The organism is Pseudarthrobacter sp. NPDC058329 (assembly GCF_042879835.1).
In the GTDB taxonomy this organism is placed as follows: domain Bacteria; phylum Actinomycetota; class Actinomycetes; order Actinomycetales; family Micrococcaceae; genus Arthrobacter.
Map to the genome: position 1 here is coordinate 149,337 of NZ_JBHVZR010000003.1, position 14,859 is coordinate 164,195.

General features: G+C 67.1%; 11 protein-coding genes. 4 read left to right on the forward strand and 7 right to left on the reverse strand.

All coding sequences use genetic code 11. From position 1 onward, the window contains the following. Nucleotides 1-15 precede the first annotated feature (15 nt). Genes atzF through ACFVYC_RS06790 form a run of 5 tightly spaced genes read right to left on the reverse strand, consistent with a single transcriptional unit; the run spans nt 16 to nt 8,732 of the window. Entirely contained in the window at nt 16-1,854 is a 1,839-nt protein-coding gene (gene atzF, locus ACFVYC_RS06770; RefSeq protein ID WP_387548245.1) for an allophanate hydrolase, read from the reverse strand. Next, entirely contained in the window at nt 1,851-5,618 is a 3,768-nt protein-coding gene (gene uca / locus ACFVYC_RS06775) for an urea carboxylase (protein WP_387548248.1), read from the reverse strand. Before uca ends, atzF begins: the two co-directional genes overlap by 4 nt. After that, nucleotides 5,615-6,292, reverse strand: coding sequence for an urea amidolyase associated protein UAAP2 (locus ACFVYC_RS06780; protein ID WP_387548250.1), 678 nt, complete (start codon nt 6,290-6,292; stop codon nt 5,615-5,617). Before ACFVYC_RS06780 ends, uca begins: the two co-directional genes overlap by 4 nt. Continuing rightward, complete coding sequence (locus ACFVYC_RS06785; protein ID WP_387548252.1) at nt 6,289-7,173, reverse strand: urea amidolyase associated protein UAAP1; 885 nt, start codon at nt 7,171-7,173, stop codon at nt 6,289-6,291. The genes ACFVYC_RS06780 and ACFVYC_RS06785 overlap by 4 nt, the downstream gene beginning before the upstream one ends. A 56-nt stretch (nt 7,174-7,229) precedes the next feature. Then, entirely contained in the window at nt 7,230-8,732 is a 1,503-nt protein-coding gene (locus ACFVYC_RS06790) for an amino acid permease (RefSeq protein WP_387548255.1), read from the reverse strand. Between the two features lie 218 nt (nt 8,733-8,950). Between ACFVYC_RS06790 and ACFVYC_RS06795 the strand changes: the two genes are divergently transcribed. Both ACFVYC_RS06795 and ACFVYC_RS06800 read left to right on the forward strand, forming a co-directional pair. After that, entirely contained in the window at nt 8,951-9,622 is a 672-nt protein-coding gene (locus ACFVYC_RS06795) for a TetR/AcrR family transcriptional regulator (protein WP_387548257.1), read from the forward strand. A gap of 73 nt (nt 9,623-9,695) precedes the next feature. Beyond that, the gene (locus ACFVYC_RS06800; RefSeq protein WP_387548259.1) at nt 9,696-10,532 is read left to right on the forward strand and encodes an alpha/beta fold hydrolase; all 837 of its coding nucleotides are present in this window, start codon (nt 9,696-9,698) and stop codon (nt 10,530-10,532) included. A 70-nt stretch (nt 10,533-10,602) separates the two neighbouring features. On the opposite strand, the gene ACFVYC_RS06805 is transcribed toward ACFVYC_RS06800, so the two are convergent. After that, on the reverse strand, nt 10,603-12,078 hold the full coding sequence (locus tag ACFVYC_RS06805; RefSeq protein WP_387548262.1) for a DHA2 family efflux MFS transporter permease subunit: 1,476 nt from the start codon (nt 12,076-12,078) through the stop codon (nt 10,603-10,605). Between the two features lie 165 nt (nt 12,079-12,243). After that, entirely contained in the window at nt 12,244-12,810 is a 567-nt protein-coding gene (locus ACFVYC_RS06810) for a type 1 glutamine amidotransferase domain-containing protein (RefSeq protein WP_387548265.1), read from the reverse strand. 404 nt (nt 12,811-13,214) lie between these two features. On the opposite strand from ACFVYC_RS06810, the gene ACFVYC_RS06815 reads away from it, so the two are divergent. Both ACFVYC_RS06815 and ACFVYC_RS06820 read left to right on the forward strand, forming a co-directional pair. After that, a complete protein-coding gene (locus ACFVYC_RS06815) occupies nt 13,215-14,435 on the forward strand; it encodes a hypothetical protein (protein WP_387548268.1) in 1,221 nt (406 codons plus the stop codon). Further along, on the forward strand, nt 14,432-14,776 hold the full coding sequence (locus ACFVYC_RS06820; RefSeq protein ID WP_387548270.1) for an HNH endonuclease signature motif containing protein: 345 nt from the start codon (nt 14,432-14,434) through the stop codon (nt 14,774-14,776). The genes ACFVYC_RS06815 and ACFVYC_RS06820 overlap by 4 nt, the downstream gene beginning before the upstream one ends. Nucleotides 14,777-14,859 lie beyond the last annotated feature (83 nt).

Sequence of the window (14,859 nt, forward strand, 5' to 3'; positions counted from 1 at the left end):
ACTCCACGGGATGGGTCAGGCGTGCCCGCCGCGGCTGAAGCCGGCGAGCGCAGCATCCCCCAGGTTCTGCCACAGGCTCTTGGACTGGCCCTGGTCATCCTTGGCTGCCAGCCAGTCGCCGTAGCTGGTGATGTCTTCCCCGCGGGAGGCCGCCACAGCGTCGCAGGCGAACCCAACAGCCCTGGAACCGTCGGCAAGCTCTATCGAACCCAGCAGCATTGGTTCGGGAAGCGCGGCCAGGAACGACCCCAGCCCCGCTTCGGACACGAGCCACCGCTCCCCCACCAGCTCCGCGCCGTCGTCGTCCGAGCGGTACACCCCGGGCTTTGGCGGCACGGTGTCGAGTGAGACCATCCGGTAGCGGGCAGCCGTCCGCACGGGACCGTCCCAGGCGGCGCCCAGCTCTTCAAGCTGCGGCGCCAGCGGCTGGCCCTTGCGGTGCGCGCCCACCACCACCAGCGGGACTGCGGTTGCGCCCGCTGCCACGGGCCAGGGGGATGACGACGATGGCCGGTCGCCTGCGTGCGGGGCTTCCTGTGCCGCCCCTTCGGCGAAGAGCGCCGGAGAGTCCGGGGTGACCTCGAGCAGGCGTGCGATGTCCGCCGCGACGGCGTCGTGGAAGGTCCGGCCCACCACGGTCAGGCCAAACTGGGCGCCGTCCACTTCACCTGCCGGGACAGCGACGGCGCACAGGTCGAACAGGTTGCAGAAGTTCGTGTAGGTGCCCATCAGGGAGTTCACTCCCACCGGGTCCGCGGCCACCTCGGCGAGGGTGGGGTGGAAGGGGGTGGTGGGGATCAGCAGGGCGTCGAAACCTTCCACCCGCGCCATCGCCTCTTGTTTCAGCGCCTCGAGCTTCGCCGTGTCAGCAAGGTAGCCGTGGGCGGGCACCTTGCCTGCTGCCCTGATGATACCTCCCACTGTGGGGTCGACGCCCGCCTGTGTCTGCGCACCGCCGTCGGCAGTTTCAATGAAGTCCCCGACCGCAGCGTACCGCTCCGCCACCAGGCCGCCGTCGTACAGCAGCCGGGCGGCGTCGAGGAAGGCATCAAATTCGATTGGCTGGGCATCCACGCCCGACGCTTTGAGCCTGCCAACGTGCCGGTGGAATTCCGCGGCCCAGGCTTCCGGGAGTGCCGGCAGGGTTGCCGGGTACGCGATGCGGGGCTTTTCCGGCGCCGCCAGGCGGATGTCGGCGGGCCATGCCCGCGCTCCTCCTGCCATCACGCCCATGGCCAGCTCCGCGGTGGACAGGTGGCGGGCAAAGATGGTGACCGCGTCCCACGACCGGCAGGCCGGGACCACGCCCTCGGTGGACACAACATGCAGGGTGGGCTTGATGCCCACGATGCCCTGCAGTCCGGCCGGCACACGCCCCGAACCGGCCGTGTCCGTCCCGATGGCGATGTCCACCAGGCCCAGTGCCACGGCAACCGCGGAGCCGGAACTCGAGCCGCCAGAGATATGGTCCGGGCGGCGGGAGTCACGGACGGCGCCGTGCGGGCTGCGGGTGCCTACCAGGCCTGTGGCGAACTGGTCCAGGTTAGTGACACCGAGGACCAAAGCCCCGGCGGCGCGGAGCCGTGCCACAGCTTCGGCGTCCCTTTCGGGGAGGTAGGCGAAGCCGGGGCACCCCGCCGTCGTCGGAATTGCGGCAACGTCAACGTTGTTCTTGACGGCCAGCAGGAGCCCCGCGAGCGGCAGGTTAGTGCCGCCGGCAGCAGCTGCGTCAATGGCCGCTGCTTCCGTGAGGAGCTCCTCCGCGCCGCGGAGGGTGATCCAGATTTCCGGGCGGTCAATGGTTTCCAGGGCGGCGAGGGCGGCTTGAACGCGCTGGGTGGTGACGTTGTTCATACTGCTGCCTCTTCCAGTTCCTGTGTTTGGCGCACCAGTTCAAGGTCCGTATCCAGGCCCCCGAGGACCACCACCGCTTCTCCTGCCACTACCTGGGAGCCGGCAACCGGCAGGACCTGCAGGACCACGCCGTCACAGGGCGCTTCGAGCACTGTTTCCATCTTCATTGCCTCCAGGGAGACCAGCGGCTGCCCCTGCACTACCCGGTCACCGGCCTTGACGTCGACTTTCCAGACGCTCGCCGCGAACGGAGCGGCCACGAGGGAGCCGCCTTCGGGAACCGTTACCTCGTCTGCAACCGGTGACACGACGGCGGCCAGCGCGTCCGCGCGGTCAAACTCGCCGGCGTCGGCCCATGCCTGCCGTTCTACGGCGAATGCCGCACCCTGCTTCTCCCGGAATGCCGCGATGGACCCGCGGTTGTCCTCGAGGAAAACCTCATGCTCGGCGAGCGAGAAGGTGCCGTCCTCGATTTCCACCCCGCGGCCCCGTCCGGCGGCCATGTCGGCGCGGAGGTCCAGGAGTTCCTCGGGGCTGACGGGGTACCAGGAGATCCGGTCAAAGAACCGGAGCAGCCACGGTGAGCTGGGCTCGAACGGGGCGCTGTCCGCGTAGCGCGACCAGACCTGGGTGGTGCGGCCCACGAACTGGTAGCCACCGGGCCCTTCCATGCCGTAGATGCACATGTACGCGCCGCCGATGCCCACCGCGTTCTCCGGAGTCCAGGTGCGGGCCGGGTTGTACTTGGTGGTGACCAGGCGGTGGCGCGGATCCAGTGGGGTGGCCACCGGGGCGCCCAGGTACACATCGCCCAGTCCCAGAACGAGGTATTCGGCATTAAAGACGGTGTCGAACACGTCGTTCACCGAGTCCAGCCCGTTGATCCGCCGGATGAATTCGATGTTCCAGGGGCACCACGGGGCGTCGTCGCGGACACCTGCCATGTAACGCTCGATCGCTTCACGGGTGGCGGGGTCGTCCCAGGACAGCGGCAGCCGGACAGTGCGGCTGGGGACCACCAGTTCGGAGCTAGCCGGCAGTGCCGCCTCAATGTCCTGCACAAGGCCCAGCAGGCGCTTGGTGGACAGAACAGAGGGATCCACCTTGATCTGCAGGGAGCGGATGCCCGGGGTGAGGTCCACGATTCCGGGCACCCGGAGCTGTTCAATGTGCTGGTGCAGGGCGTGGACACGCGCACGGAGCCCAAGGTCCAGCACCATCTCCCCGTACTCCACGAGCAGATTGTCGTCGCCGGAGCGGCGGTAGGTGACCGCAGGCCTTCCGGTGCTTTCCGGCACCCGGCCCAGCACGCCGTCGTCGCCATCCCCCCGTGCAGCCCTGATTGCGGAAGTCGATGCCGGCGCTGCTGCCGCAGTGGCACCGGAGATGCCACCGGACCACCCGGCGTCACCCGGCAACACCAACTGACGGCCCGGTCCGAGGTCCTTGGCGGACGGCGCCTGACTGACGCGGATGGGAACGAACCGGACCTTGTCCCCCGGCCGGAGCTGGCCGAGCTTCCAGCGGTCGGCCGTTACGACGGTCACGGGGCAGACGAAGCCGCCGAGGCTGGGCCCGTCGGGACCGAGCAGGATGGGCGTGTCACCCGTGAAGTCCAGCGCTCCCACCGAGTAGGCGGTGTCGTGGATGTTGGACGGGTGCAGGCCGGCCTCGCCGCCGTCGGTCCTTGCCCAGCGCGGCTTGGGGCCGATGAGTCGGACGCCGGTACGGGCGGAGTTGAAGTGGACCTCGTACTCGGAGGCGTAGAGCTCCTCGATGTCTTCACGCTGGAAAAATTCCGGGGCGCCGTGCGGCCCTTCCGCCACGCTCAGTTCCCACTCGGAGGTCAGGACGGGGCGGCTGTCCAGGGGGACTGCTGCCGTCCGGGCCTCATTGTTGTCCGTGGCCGGGGCAAGTGCCCGCAGCACGTCGCCGGCGCGGAGGACCCGTCCGGCATGTCCGCCGAACTGGCCCAGCGTGAAGGTGGAGGCACTGCCCAAGTATTGGGGGATGTCCAGGCCGCCCTGGAACAGGATGTAGCCGCGGAGCCCGCTGCCGCCGGCAGTACCGACGTCGAGCGTCCCTCCCGCCGGGACCAGGACAGGTGCCCAGGCGGGTACCTTCGTCCCGTCAACTGTCACTGTCACCTCGGCTCCGGTGACGCAGACGATGGTGGCATGGGTGAACGTCAGGCTGGGGCCGGTCATGGTGAATTCCAGGCCCGGAGCGCCTTCCGGGTTGCCGAGGGCGGTGTTGCCGAGCCGGAAGGAAAGATCGTCCATGGGGCCGCTTGGCGGTACCCCGATCTGCCACAGGCCGGTCCTGCCGGGGAAGTCCTGCACGCTGGTCTGAAGGCCGGGACGGCCCACGGTGATGCGCGGTTCGGGGTCGCCCACGTTGTCCAGCGTGCTGGTGGAGTGTTCCACGCTGCGGACCACGTCCAAACCGGTGGCGGCCCGGAGCATCCCGAGGTTCGTTTCGATCCCGTCGATCCGGGTGCCGGCGAGCGCAGCGGCCAGCCGGTCAAGGGCCTCGTTGCGGCTTGCACCTGAGGTGATGATTTTGCCCAGGAGGGGATCGTAGTTGGTGGAGACTTCGGTTCCGGTTTCGGCCCAAGCGTCTACACGGACATCCTCCGCGGACGGGTACGCGGCGTTGGTGATGGTGCCGGCGCTGGGCTGGAAGCCGCGGGCAGGGTCCTCGGCGTAAACGCGCGCTTCCACGGCGTGGCCCGAAACCGGCAGGCTGTCAGGTACTCCCGTGAGAACACTGCCGGCTTCGCTGCCGCCCTGGGCCAGGCGGAGCATCCACTCCACCAGGTCCACACCGGTGACGGCCTCGGTGACGGGGTGCTCCACCTGGAGCCGGGCGTTGACCTCGAGGAAGGAGGCTTCCTGGCGGGCGGAGTCGTAAACGAACTCGACGGTGCCGGCGGAGCGGTAGTTCAGTGATGCGCAGAGGGCGCGGGAGCTGCGGTGAAGCTCTTCGCGGAGCCCGTCCGGCAGGTCCGGAGCAGGCGCCTCTTCGAGCACCTTCTGGTGGCGGCGCTGAAGGGAGCAGTCCCGGTCGCCGAGGCTGACAACGCGGCCTTCGCCGTCGCCGAAGATCTGGACTTCGATGTGACGGGCGTTCTCGACATACCGCTCGGCGAAGACACCGGCAGTGCCGAAGCTGGCCCCTGCCAGGCGGGCAACGCGGGGGAAGCTTTCCACGAGTTCGGCCTCGGTGCGGCAGACCGTCATGCCGATGCCGCCGCCACCGCCGGTGGCTTTGAGCATCAGCGGGAAGCCGATCGCTGTGCTGGCCGCAACGGCGTCGTCCACGTCCTCAAGCAGCCCGGAACCGGCGATCATCGGCACCCCGGCCGCCCGGGCGGCGTCGCGCGCTGTGTGCTTGGTGCCGAAGATGCGCAGCTGCCCGGCGGTGGGCCCCACAAAGACCAGCCCGGCGGCCTCGACGGCCTCGGCGAAGGCGGCGTCCTCGGACAGGAAGCCGTAGCCGGGGTGGATGGCGCCCGCGCCGGTGGATTTCGCCGCCTCCAACAGCGCTTCAACGCGGAGGTAGGACTCCTTCGCCGGAGCGGGTCCCAGCAGCACGGCCTCATCTGCCAGCCGGACGTGCTTGGCGCCCCGGTCCGCTTCGGAGAACACGGCAACCGTGCGCAGGCCAACCTTCCTGGCCGATTCGATGATGCGGCAGGCGATCTCGCCGCGGTTGGCGATCAGCAGGGTGTCGAAGCGGTTCTGCGTTTCAAAAGTGCTCACTGGTCAGCCTCCGGCCGGGTGATGATCATACGAACGGGGGTGGGGTTGAAGCCGTTGCAGGGGTTGTTGATCTGCGGGCAGTTGGAGACGAGCACCAGGGTGTCCACCTCGGCCCGCAGTGCCACGCGCTTGCCGGGCGCGGAGAGGCCGTCCACGATCCCCAGGGCGCCGTCCGGGTCCACGGGGACGTTCATGAACCAGTTGATGTTGGACACCAGGTCCCGCTTGCCGAGGCCCCAGCGCGAGCCCTCGATCAGGAAGTTCTCCACGCAGGCGTGCTGTTCCCGGGTGTGCTGTCCGTAGCGGAGGGTGTTGGACTCCTGCGAGCAGGCCCCGCCGATGGTGTCGTGCACGCCCACCTCGTCGGCCACCACTGTCATCAGGGGAGCCCCCGTTTCCGCCCGCAGGATGGAACCGGTGGTCAGGACGATCGACTGCTGCCGGGCGATGGTGACGGCTGCCGAGTAGCGCACGGCGGTGTCGCCCGCGGCGTACAGCAGGCAGTCCACGGCCTGGTTGCCTTCGAGGTCCACGATGGTCAGCACCTCTCCGGCGGCCACGACGGCGGACCATGGGCCGCGGGCCTCGACGAATTCGTCAAGGACCACCTCGCCGGGGGCCAGGGCAAGTGTGCGGGCGTCCGCCGCAGGCGGGGTGTACATGGCGGTGTTCATCGGGCGTTCCTAGCGGTGAGGTCGTGTTCGGTGTTTTTCAGCGCCTGCAGGTGTTCCGGAGCCAGGGGGCCCGTGTGGGCGCCAGCTTCCAGTGCGGCGAGGTCCTCCGGAGCCTGCCAGGCAACGATGTCAACAGCGGTGCCGGTGAAGCCTGCGCGGAGGTCCAGCGGGTGCGCTGTGTTGGCGAGGACCAGCACGGTGTCCATCTGGAGGAGGAGCTCGACGGCGGCACCCGGCCCTGCGCTCCCGGTGAAGGTGATGCTTCCGGCCGGGTCAACATTGATGCCCTTGAACAAAGACAGCGACGGCGCCACGTCACGGGGCCCCAGGCCGCTCTTCAGTGCTCCGAGAGTGAGCAGTTCGCGGGCAGCAGGTGATCCGCTGTGCGCGGTGCCGGCACCGTACTTCGCCGCATTTCCCTCGAGGGTGGTGGCACCGGTCAGGGCGTCGTGGCGGGAGGACGTGTCGGCGACGATCGTGGCCATCAGGCGTCCGGCGTCGGAAATCAGCGGGTGCCCGGCGGCTGGGTATGCCTGCCAGGGGACCTTGACGGTGTCCGCGATGTTGAGCCGCTCGTGCAGCGACCCGGCGCGGTAGAGGAGGGTGTGGACACAGGCATCGCCGGAAGTATCCGTGAGCCTGAGCCTGGTCCCGCGGGACAGATTCAGTGTGGTGTACCGGCCGAAGGCGAGGGATTCAGCCCAGGTGAGCTGGGCGATGGCGTTTTCAGTGAGGCCTGCCGTGAGGTGCGCCGGGGCGGAGGCGACCATGACGTAACGCATGGTGTCCACCGTCCTGCCGTGCTGCTCCCTGGCGTGGGCACGGGCGCCCGCCGTCGTGGCGGTACCGGCTGTTACTGGGCTCTCGGTTACTTGAGTCATGTCGATCCTGTGTTGTTTCGGAAGCGGGGTTTTCGAAGCTGTTGTGCGGTAGTAGCTCAGGCGTTGGCTGCGAGGTTCCGGCGCCGGACCCAGAGGCCAACGAGCAGGACCACGGTGACCATGAGCGGGGCGGAGTAGAGGAGGATTCCGTTTTCGCCGGACGGGTCATAGACCTCGGGCCGCGGCCACGCGAGGTTGACCACCATCACGGCTCCGTAAAGAACGGCCAGGACGTTGACCGGCAAGCCCCACCGCCCCAGCGAAAAGAGTCCGGCCGGAAGGGTCTGCCCAACCCGGTTCCAGTCCCCCCGGAGCCGGTTGAGCAGCTGCGGCACCGTGACCAGGAGGTAGGCGAGGTAGACCATCACGATGCAGACGCTGGTCAGGGTGGTGAACAGGGCCGCGTTGCCCACGTTGATGGCGAGAACGCCTACAGCCAATGCGCCGATAACAATCGAGGGCCACATGGGCGTGCCGCGGGTGGGGTGCACAGAGGACAGTAAGGCGGAAGCAGGAAGCTTGCCGTCCCGCGCCATCGAGAACACCAGCCGTGAACCGGCCGTCTGGATGGCCAGGGTGCAGACGAAGATGGCGATGGCAACGTCCACCAGCAGGACCTTGCCCCAGAAGGTACCCAGGACGGCGGTAAGGACGTAGGGCAGGCCCTCGGCGGCGAGCCGGCCGTCGTCGAGGCTGGGTGCGGCCATCAGGGCGGTGATGATCATCAGCGCCCCGCCGATGCCGGAGATGAGCAGGGCGGACAGGATGGTGCGGGGGGCGGTCCGGCGGGGGTCCTTGGTTTCTTCGGACAGCTCACCGGCGGAGTTGAAGCCCACCATGACGTAGGCGGCCATCAGCCCGGACACCAGGAACGCTCCCACGGCACCGAGGTCCGAAGACTGCAGCACCGTAATGTCCGCAACAACCTCCGGCCCACGCTGGGCGGCGCTGATAAGTGCCAGGATGACAGCCACAACGCCCACGATCTCGCAGGTGACCCCCACCGAATTCACGTGGGCCATCAGCTTCACACCGAGCGAGTTGATGATGGTGGTGGCCACCAGGAGCACAGCACCGAGGATCACCGCGTTGCCCGCTCCAGTGACGGTGTTCAGCGCCGGGTCACCGCCCATGACCTGGAAGCCGTCCCACAGTTGGGGCAGCACCACCTGAAGGGCAATGGCGGCGGCAGCGGCGGTGACCACTTGGGCGATGGCCATGAACCATCCTGCGAACCAGCCCACACCCTCGCCCCCGACGCGCCGCGCCCACTGGTATACCGCTCCGGAAAGCGGGTAGCGGGCCGCGAGTTCGGCGAAGTTCAGGGCCACAAGCAGCTGGCCCACCAGCACTACCGGCCAAGTCCAGAAGAAGGCAGGCCCGGCAAACGAGTAGCCGAAGGCGAACAACTGGAAGATGGTGGTGAGGATGGAGACGAAGGAAAAGCCCGCGGCAAAGGAAGCGTAGCGGCCGAGCTTCCGGTGGAGGGTTGGCTCGTAGCCAAGGGACGTCAGGTCTGCATCGTCCGCATGGACGGTGGGAAGAACGGTTGAGGACATCGGATTCTCCGGGGGCTGGAACGGCATTGGGGTGGAGCCTGCCGATAATGCAGCACCTGCTGCGGAATACCGGTCAAGTGATAGTTTTCCAGCGCCATGTCCCCAAACCGTTTCGCCTCTGTAAAAGGCACATAGACATCTTGTTTCGGCTTCATTTCCGTCCCCTCACCGTGCCGGTGAGGCATTAGCGGCTCTGCGGAGAGTGCAAGAATGAACCGGTGACTTCAGCCGGACCAGGGCGACCCCGCAGCCAGCAGCCCTCACGGCCGGGCGCCACCGCCCGCGACGAAATTTTGGACGCAGCTGCCGAGCTTTTTACCACCCAGGGCTTCGCCAACACCTCCACCCGCTCCATTGCTGATGCCGTGGGGATCCGGCAGTCATCGCTTTATCACCACTTCAGGACCAAGGACGACATCCTCGAAGACCTCCTTGAGGGCACGGTGGCCAGCGGGCTGACCTTTGCGCGGGCGGTAGCAGCCCTGCCCCCAGCTGAAGGGCCGGCCGGGAGCCGGCTTCACGCCGTCGCCCTCTATGACGGAACGCAGCTATGCAGCGCACGCTGGAACCTCGGCGTTCTGTACCACCTGCCGGAAGCGCGCAGCGAACGCTTTGCCCGTTTCCTCGCGGGCCGGCAGGACCTGCGCAACCTGTACGGAAGGCTCGGCGCGGAGCTGCCTGCCTCCGGCCCGGCAGCCGCGTTGGGAGCCAACCCCGGCGACCTGGCCTTCCGCCTTGTCGAATCCCTGATCAACCTTCGGGCGGACGGGATGGCCACACCCGGCTCGCCGCTGCAGGCGGCGGATGCCGGGCTTATCCTGTGCGGTCTTGGTGCCGGACTCCAAGCCATCCGCGAACAAAGCGCGGCGCTCATCAAGAACCTCAGCTGAACCACCGCGCACAGCCACGGCCGCAGGCGGCGTCATGGTGCCCGTGTTCAGGTTGCTCGGCTAGGCTCGGAACATGACGCGTGAGAACATCAGGACCCCCGACGGCGGCACTCTGGAGCTCTTTTCCACGGGTGCGGAATTCGCTCCCGCCGGTTCGGGCGTTGTTATTGTGCCGCCCTCCTTGGTGACCGCTGCGGACTACACCAGGTTCGCCCAAAAGCTCAGCGCCGCGCTGGGCCGCCCGGTCCACACGTTCAACCGGCGGGGCCGCGGATCTTCTTCCCCCCAGCCGGAGGACTACACCCTCGACGTGGACATCCGCGACCTGGACACCGTCATGAAACACACGTCCAGCACGGACGTCTTCGGTCACAGCTTCGGCGGCGCCGTCGCCCTCCATGCCGCCCGCACGCTTCCGGTGGAGCGGCTCGCTGTCTACGATCCTGCCGTCTCCGTGAACCACAGCGTCAAAGCCGACTGGACCACCGAGTACGAGCGCGCCACCGCTGCCGGCGATGACGACCGCGCCCTGGCAGTCCTGCAGCGTGGCCTCGAAGCAGGCGGTGCCTTCTCGTCCCGCATGCCGCTTTCGATGCTGACCCTTGCCAACAAACTCACAGCCGGCACATCAGAGGGCAAGCAGCAGCGCGAACTGATGAGGACCGGGGTCCGGGAAATCAAGGCCATCATTGCCGCGGACATGCCGGCGGAGCCCTTCCTGGAACTGCCGCTCGAAACCCTGATTGTGGTGGGCGAAAAGAGCCCGGCCTACTTCGGGGTGGCCTGCGGCCAGATCCACGATGTCCTCTCCGGCTCCAGCTACACCATCCTGCCCGGGTACGGACATGACGGCGTCATCAAAGCCCCGGACCGGCTCATCAAGGAGCTCGCGGACTTTTACGCTGGCTGAACCCAGAATGTAGCCCGCAGTTAACGTCGCGAAAAGGGTTTTTCACGACGTTAACTGCCAGTCAGTTGGGCTAGTGACCGCCGAGGGCGGCGGCGTCGCCTTCGGTCTTGCGCATCATCGCTGAAAGTACGACGGCGGCGAGGGCTATGACTGTCGCCGTCAGGAACGCGGCGCTCATCCCGGCGACAAGTCCGGACGTCGCGGAAACAACCGCGAAGATGGACACCAGGAGTGCGGTGCCGGCGGCGCCGGCAACCTGCTGCGTGGTGCTCATGATCGCAGACCCGTGCGAGTAGAGGTGCGGCGGAAGCGGGTTCAGGCCAGTGGTGAACGCCGGAGTGAACAGCAACGCCAGGCCGAAGCTCAAGCCCACGTGAAGGGTGACGATCCATGCCACGGAGGTGCCGGCGTCCAGCATTGAAAACTGCCAGAGCGCCGCCACCATCAGGATGGAGCCGGTGACGGTAAGAGGCAAGGGACCTACCTTGTCGAACAGCCGGCCGATCACCGGGCCCAGCAGGCCCATCGCCAGGCCGCCGGGAAGGAGCGCCAGGCCGGTCTCCAGGGAGCCCAGGCCGCGCACTTCCTGCAGGTAGAGGGGCAACAGGATGACGCCGCCGAACAGCGCCATCATGGCCACCACCATCAGCAGCACTGAGACTGTGAACATGCGGAAGTTGAACGCGCGCAGGTCCAGCAGCGGGGCCTCGGCCTTCTGCAGCCGCAACTGGCGCAGGACAAAGGCCGTGAGACCGGCAACGCCGATGACCAGCGCGGTAATCGCGGTGGCACCCGGGCCGGCCTGGCCGCCGTGGCCGCCGCCGATCTGGCTCAGGCCGTAGACCAGGCCGCCGAACGCCGGGACGGTGAGGACCACGGAGAGCGCATCAAGTTTTGTCTTCTCCGCCTCGCCGATGTTGGTGAGGTACTTCGCGCCGATGGCGAGGGCTGCGAGGGCCACCGGGAGGACGAACACAAACATAAAGCGCCACGTGAAGTGCTCGAGGATCAGTCCGGAGACCGTGGGGCCCATGGCCGGCGCTACGGAAATGGCGATGCTGACATTGCCCATCACGGCACCGCGTTTGGCCAAAGGCACCAGCGTGAGGATGGTGGTCATCAGCAATGGCAGCATGATGGCGGTGCCGGCGGCCTGGACGATGCGGGCCAGCAACAGGATCTCAAACCCGGGAGCCACTGCCGCGAGGGCTGTACCGCCGGCAAAGAGGCCCATGGCCAGCATAAACACGGCACGCGTGGACAGGCTCTGCAGGATGAAGCCGGTGGTGGGAATGACCACTGCCATGGTGAGCATAAAGCCGGTGGAGAGCCACTGGACCGTGGGCGCGTCCACCTGGAGTTCCACCATGAGGCGCTGCAGGGCGACGTTCATGATGGTTTCGTTGAGGATCACCACAAACGTCGCCACCAGCAGCGTGCTGATGACGGTCACCGACTCGCGGGACATCTTCTCCGGTGCGGCGGGCTTGGTTCCGGGAGCTTGCACGGACTGGCCGCTGGCGTTCGGAGAGACTTCTGTAGACATGCGTGTTCCCTCAGGGAGTTGTGTAAGTGAGTGGTGCGCGGTCAGTGCCGCTGCAGACTCCAACACTCTACCGCTTGGAGTAATTCCTCCGCGCGGGATTTTTCTTTAACCCTGAGGGAACAGTGGGTGCCAGGAGGGGCAGCCCGGGCCGCCCCTCGAAGCTGTCTAGGCCGTTTGGCCGGCGTGCTCGCCCTCGGAAATTTCTTCCACCAGCTTGTTATTAAAGGCAGGGAGATCGTCCGGGTTGCGGCTGGTGACCAGGCCCTGGTCCACCACCACTTCCTCGTCCGTCCAGTTGGCGCCGGCATTCTTCAGGTCCGTTTGGAGCGTGTGGTAGGACGTGAGGTTCCGCCCCCGAACCACGCCGGCTTCGATGAGCAGCCACGGTCCGTGGCAGATGGAAGCCACCGGCTTGTGCTGTTCGAAGAAGCTCCTGGTGAAGCTCTGGGCTTCCTTATCCACGCGGAGGTGGTCGGCGTTCACGACGCCGCCGGGGAGCACCAGTGCGTCAAAGTCCGAGGCATTTGCTTCTGCGACTGTCAGGTCGACGTCGAACGTGTCGCCCTTTTCACTCCCTTTGAATCCCTGCAACTTGCCGCTCTTGAGGGCAACCAGGGTGGGTTGGCCGCCGGCATCTTTGACTGCCTGCCACGGGCTGGTGAGCTCGACCTGCTCGACGCCGTCGGTCAAAAGGAATGCGACCTTCTTGCCTGCGATGCTGTGTTCTGACATTCTTCCTCCTCGCTTGAAACGGATTCCCGCGCGTCGCCTGTGGCGCACGCCGGGACCGCTTGGAGTTGTTTGCCTGGCAGCTTCCAGCCTAGGAAAGCGGAAAGTAATAAGCAAGCTGAGTATTATTTGGCGTGCCCTCCGCGGAAGGCGGGCAGGACAGGGCGGGCAGCGCAGGCAGGGCAGGGAGGGCAGGGAGGGCAGGGAGGGCAGCCTACAACGGCGCCTGCGAACCTTGGGTTCCCGGGCAAAGGAGTGCGCAGGACGCAGCCCCCGACGATGGCGGAGAATCTGTTCCTTCCCGCTCGCCTGGCCGGCACGGCCTTTTTCTGGTGTAGCTGGGCGACGCCTTCGCCTGGCTCAACCGAACCACTCAGATTGTCAGTGCCTCGATGGATGATGTTGGTATGGGAAACGGCGGAGGCGCACCGGCAGCGATGGAGGGCATACATGCTTCTGTCGCGGGCCTCGATGTGCTGTTCCTCGAAGAGGCCGCCCTGGATTCCGGTGCCGGTGACGCGGTGGATGTGCTGCAGCGCCAGTACGAGATCCGCCTGGAACGGATGACGGCAGTGAAGCAGCTGGAAGCACAACTCGCCGCGGCCAAGGCCCGGGACGCGGCAGAGGCCCTCGACATCCAGCACGCCATCACCCCACCGGACGCGCCCGTGCACGAGCGCACCTACGCCGAGATGTCAGCGGTCGAGGAAATCGCCGGGGTCCTCACCATCAGTTCCGGCGCCGCCAGCGCGTTCATCAGCCAATCCCGCCAACTCTGCGCACTGCCCCTGGCCAGGGCCGCCCTGTCGGCCGGGACCATCACCTGGCAGCACGCCAAAATCATCGCCGACGAAACCGAATCCCTCGACCCCGCCGGCGCCAAGGCCCTGGTAGCGCACTTCTTCGACCCGGACGCACCCAACCCGGCCCGCGGAGCCGCGGCCGGGGAACTCGTCCCCGCCCGGTTCCGCGCCAAAGTCCGCACCTGGCGCGAACGCCACCACCCCGAAACCCTCGAAAAACGCCACACCAAAAGCGCCGCCGACCGGCGGATGGAATACACCCCCGACCGCGACGGCATGGCCTGGATCTCGCTCCACCTGCCCGGCGACACCGCCTGCGCCATCTGGAACCGCACCACCGCCCTCGCCCGCGGCCTCCAAAGCCCGAACGAGCCCCGGACCATGACCCAACTACGCCCCGACATCGCCGCCAGGCTCCTCCTTAGCGCACCGGCCGCAGGTAGCGCCGGCACCGGGACCGGAGACGGCGTCGGCGACACGGACACAGGCGCCACCGCAGCAAGGAACAATCCGGAAAGGGACAGTGCCGAAGGGGAAAGTGCAGAGAGGGCGGCGGCCAACGGACCCCGGCAACCGACGGAATCGCAACCCTGGGAAACATCCCGGCGCCCAAGGCCGACGTGCTCGTCACCGTCCCGGTCTTCGCACTCCTCGGCCGCACCGACGAACCCGCCCTCCTCGACGGCTACGGACCCATCCCGGCCTCCATGGCCCGCAAACTCGTCGCGGACGGCGCAAGCTCGTTCTACCGGGTACTCGTCGACCCCCGCGACGGCGCACCACTGGAAATCGGAAGAACCAACTACCGCCTCACCACCGCCATGAAAAAGGCGTTGCACCTTCGGGACGGCAAATGCACCTTCCCCGGATGCAACAACCACTCCCCCGACAACGACACCGACCACCTCAAAGCCTGGCAACACGGCGGGACCACAGGCATCAGCAACCTGGCCCAACTCTGCCCCAAACACCACCACCTCAAACACCACAGCGGCTGGAAACCCACACCAGCCACCCGGAACGAACCACCCGGCTGGACCTCACCCACCGGCAGACACTACAAAGCCGAACACCACCACTGGGAACCACCCCACTGGCCAGCCGGGTCCTTACCGGCGGAAAGGAGTCTCGTTGAAGAGGTCCTCGTGGAGTACCTATCCGGCTGAGATTGCTGTTGTGCGCTCGAAACTGTTGGGCCGTACCGGGCGGGGTGTTGGCGCCCCAGCGCCGCGGTTCAAGCCAACGGAAA

Coding starts and splice junctions, on each gene's coding strand:
- atzF (WP_387548245.1), bottom strand. CDS start 1,854: ATGAACAACGTCACCACCCAGCGCGTTCAAGCCGCCCTCGCCGCCCTG.
- ACFVYC_RS06780 (WP_387548250.1), bottom strand. CDS start 6,292: ATGAACACCGCCATGTACACCCCGCCTGCGGCGGACGCCCGCACACTT.
- ACFVYC_RS06785 (WP_387548252.1), bottom strand. CDS start 7,173: ATGACTCAAGTAACCGAGAGCCCAGTAACAGCCGGTACCGCCACGACG.
- ACFVYC_RS06790 (WP_387548255.1), bottom strand. CDS start 8,732: ATGTCCTCAACCGTTCTTCCCACCGTCCATGCGGACGATGCAGACCTG.
- ACFVYC_RS06800 (WP_387548259.1), top strand. CDS start 9,696: ATGACGCGTGAGAACATCAGGACCCCCGACGGCGGCACTCTGGAGCTC.
- ACFVYC_RS06805 (WP_387548262.1), bottom strand. CDS start 12,078: ATGTCTACAGAAGTCTCTCCGAACGCCAGCGGCCAGTCCGTGCAAGCT.
- ACFVYC_RS06810 (WP_387548265.1), bottom strand. CDS start 12,810: ATGTCAGAACACAGCATCGCAGGCAAGAAGGTCGCATTCCTTTTGACC.
- ACFVYC_RS06815 (WP_387548268.1), top strand. CDS start 13,215: ATGGGAAACGGCGGAGGCGCACCGGCAGCGATGGAGGGCATACATGCT.
- ACFVYC_RS06820 (WP_387548270.1), top strand. CDS start 14,432: ATGAAAAAGGCGTTGCACCTTCGGGACGGCAAATGCACCTTCCCCGGA.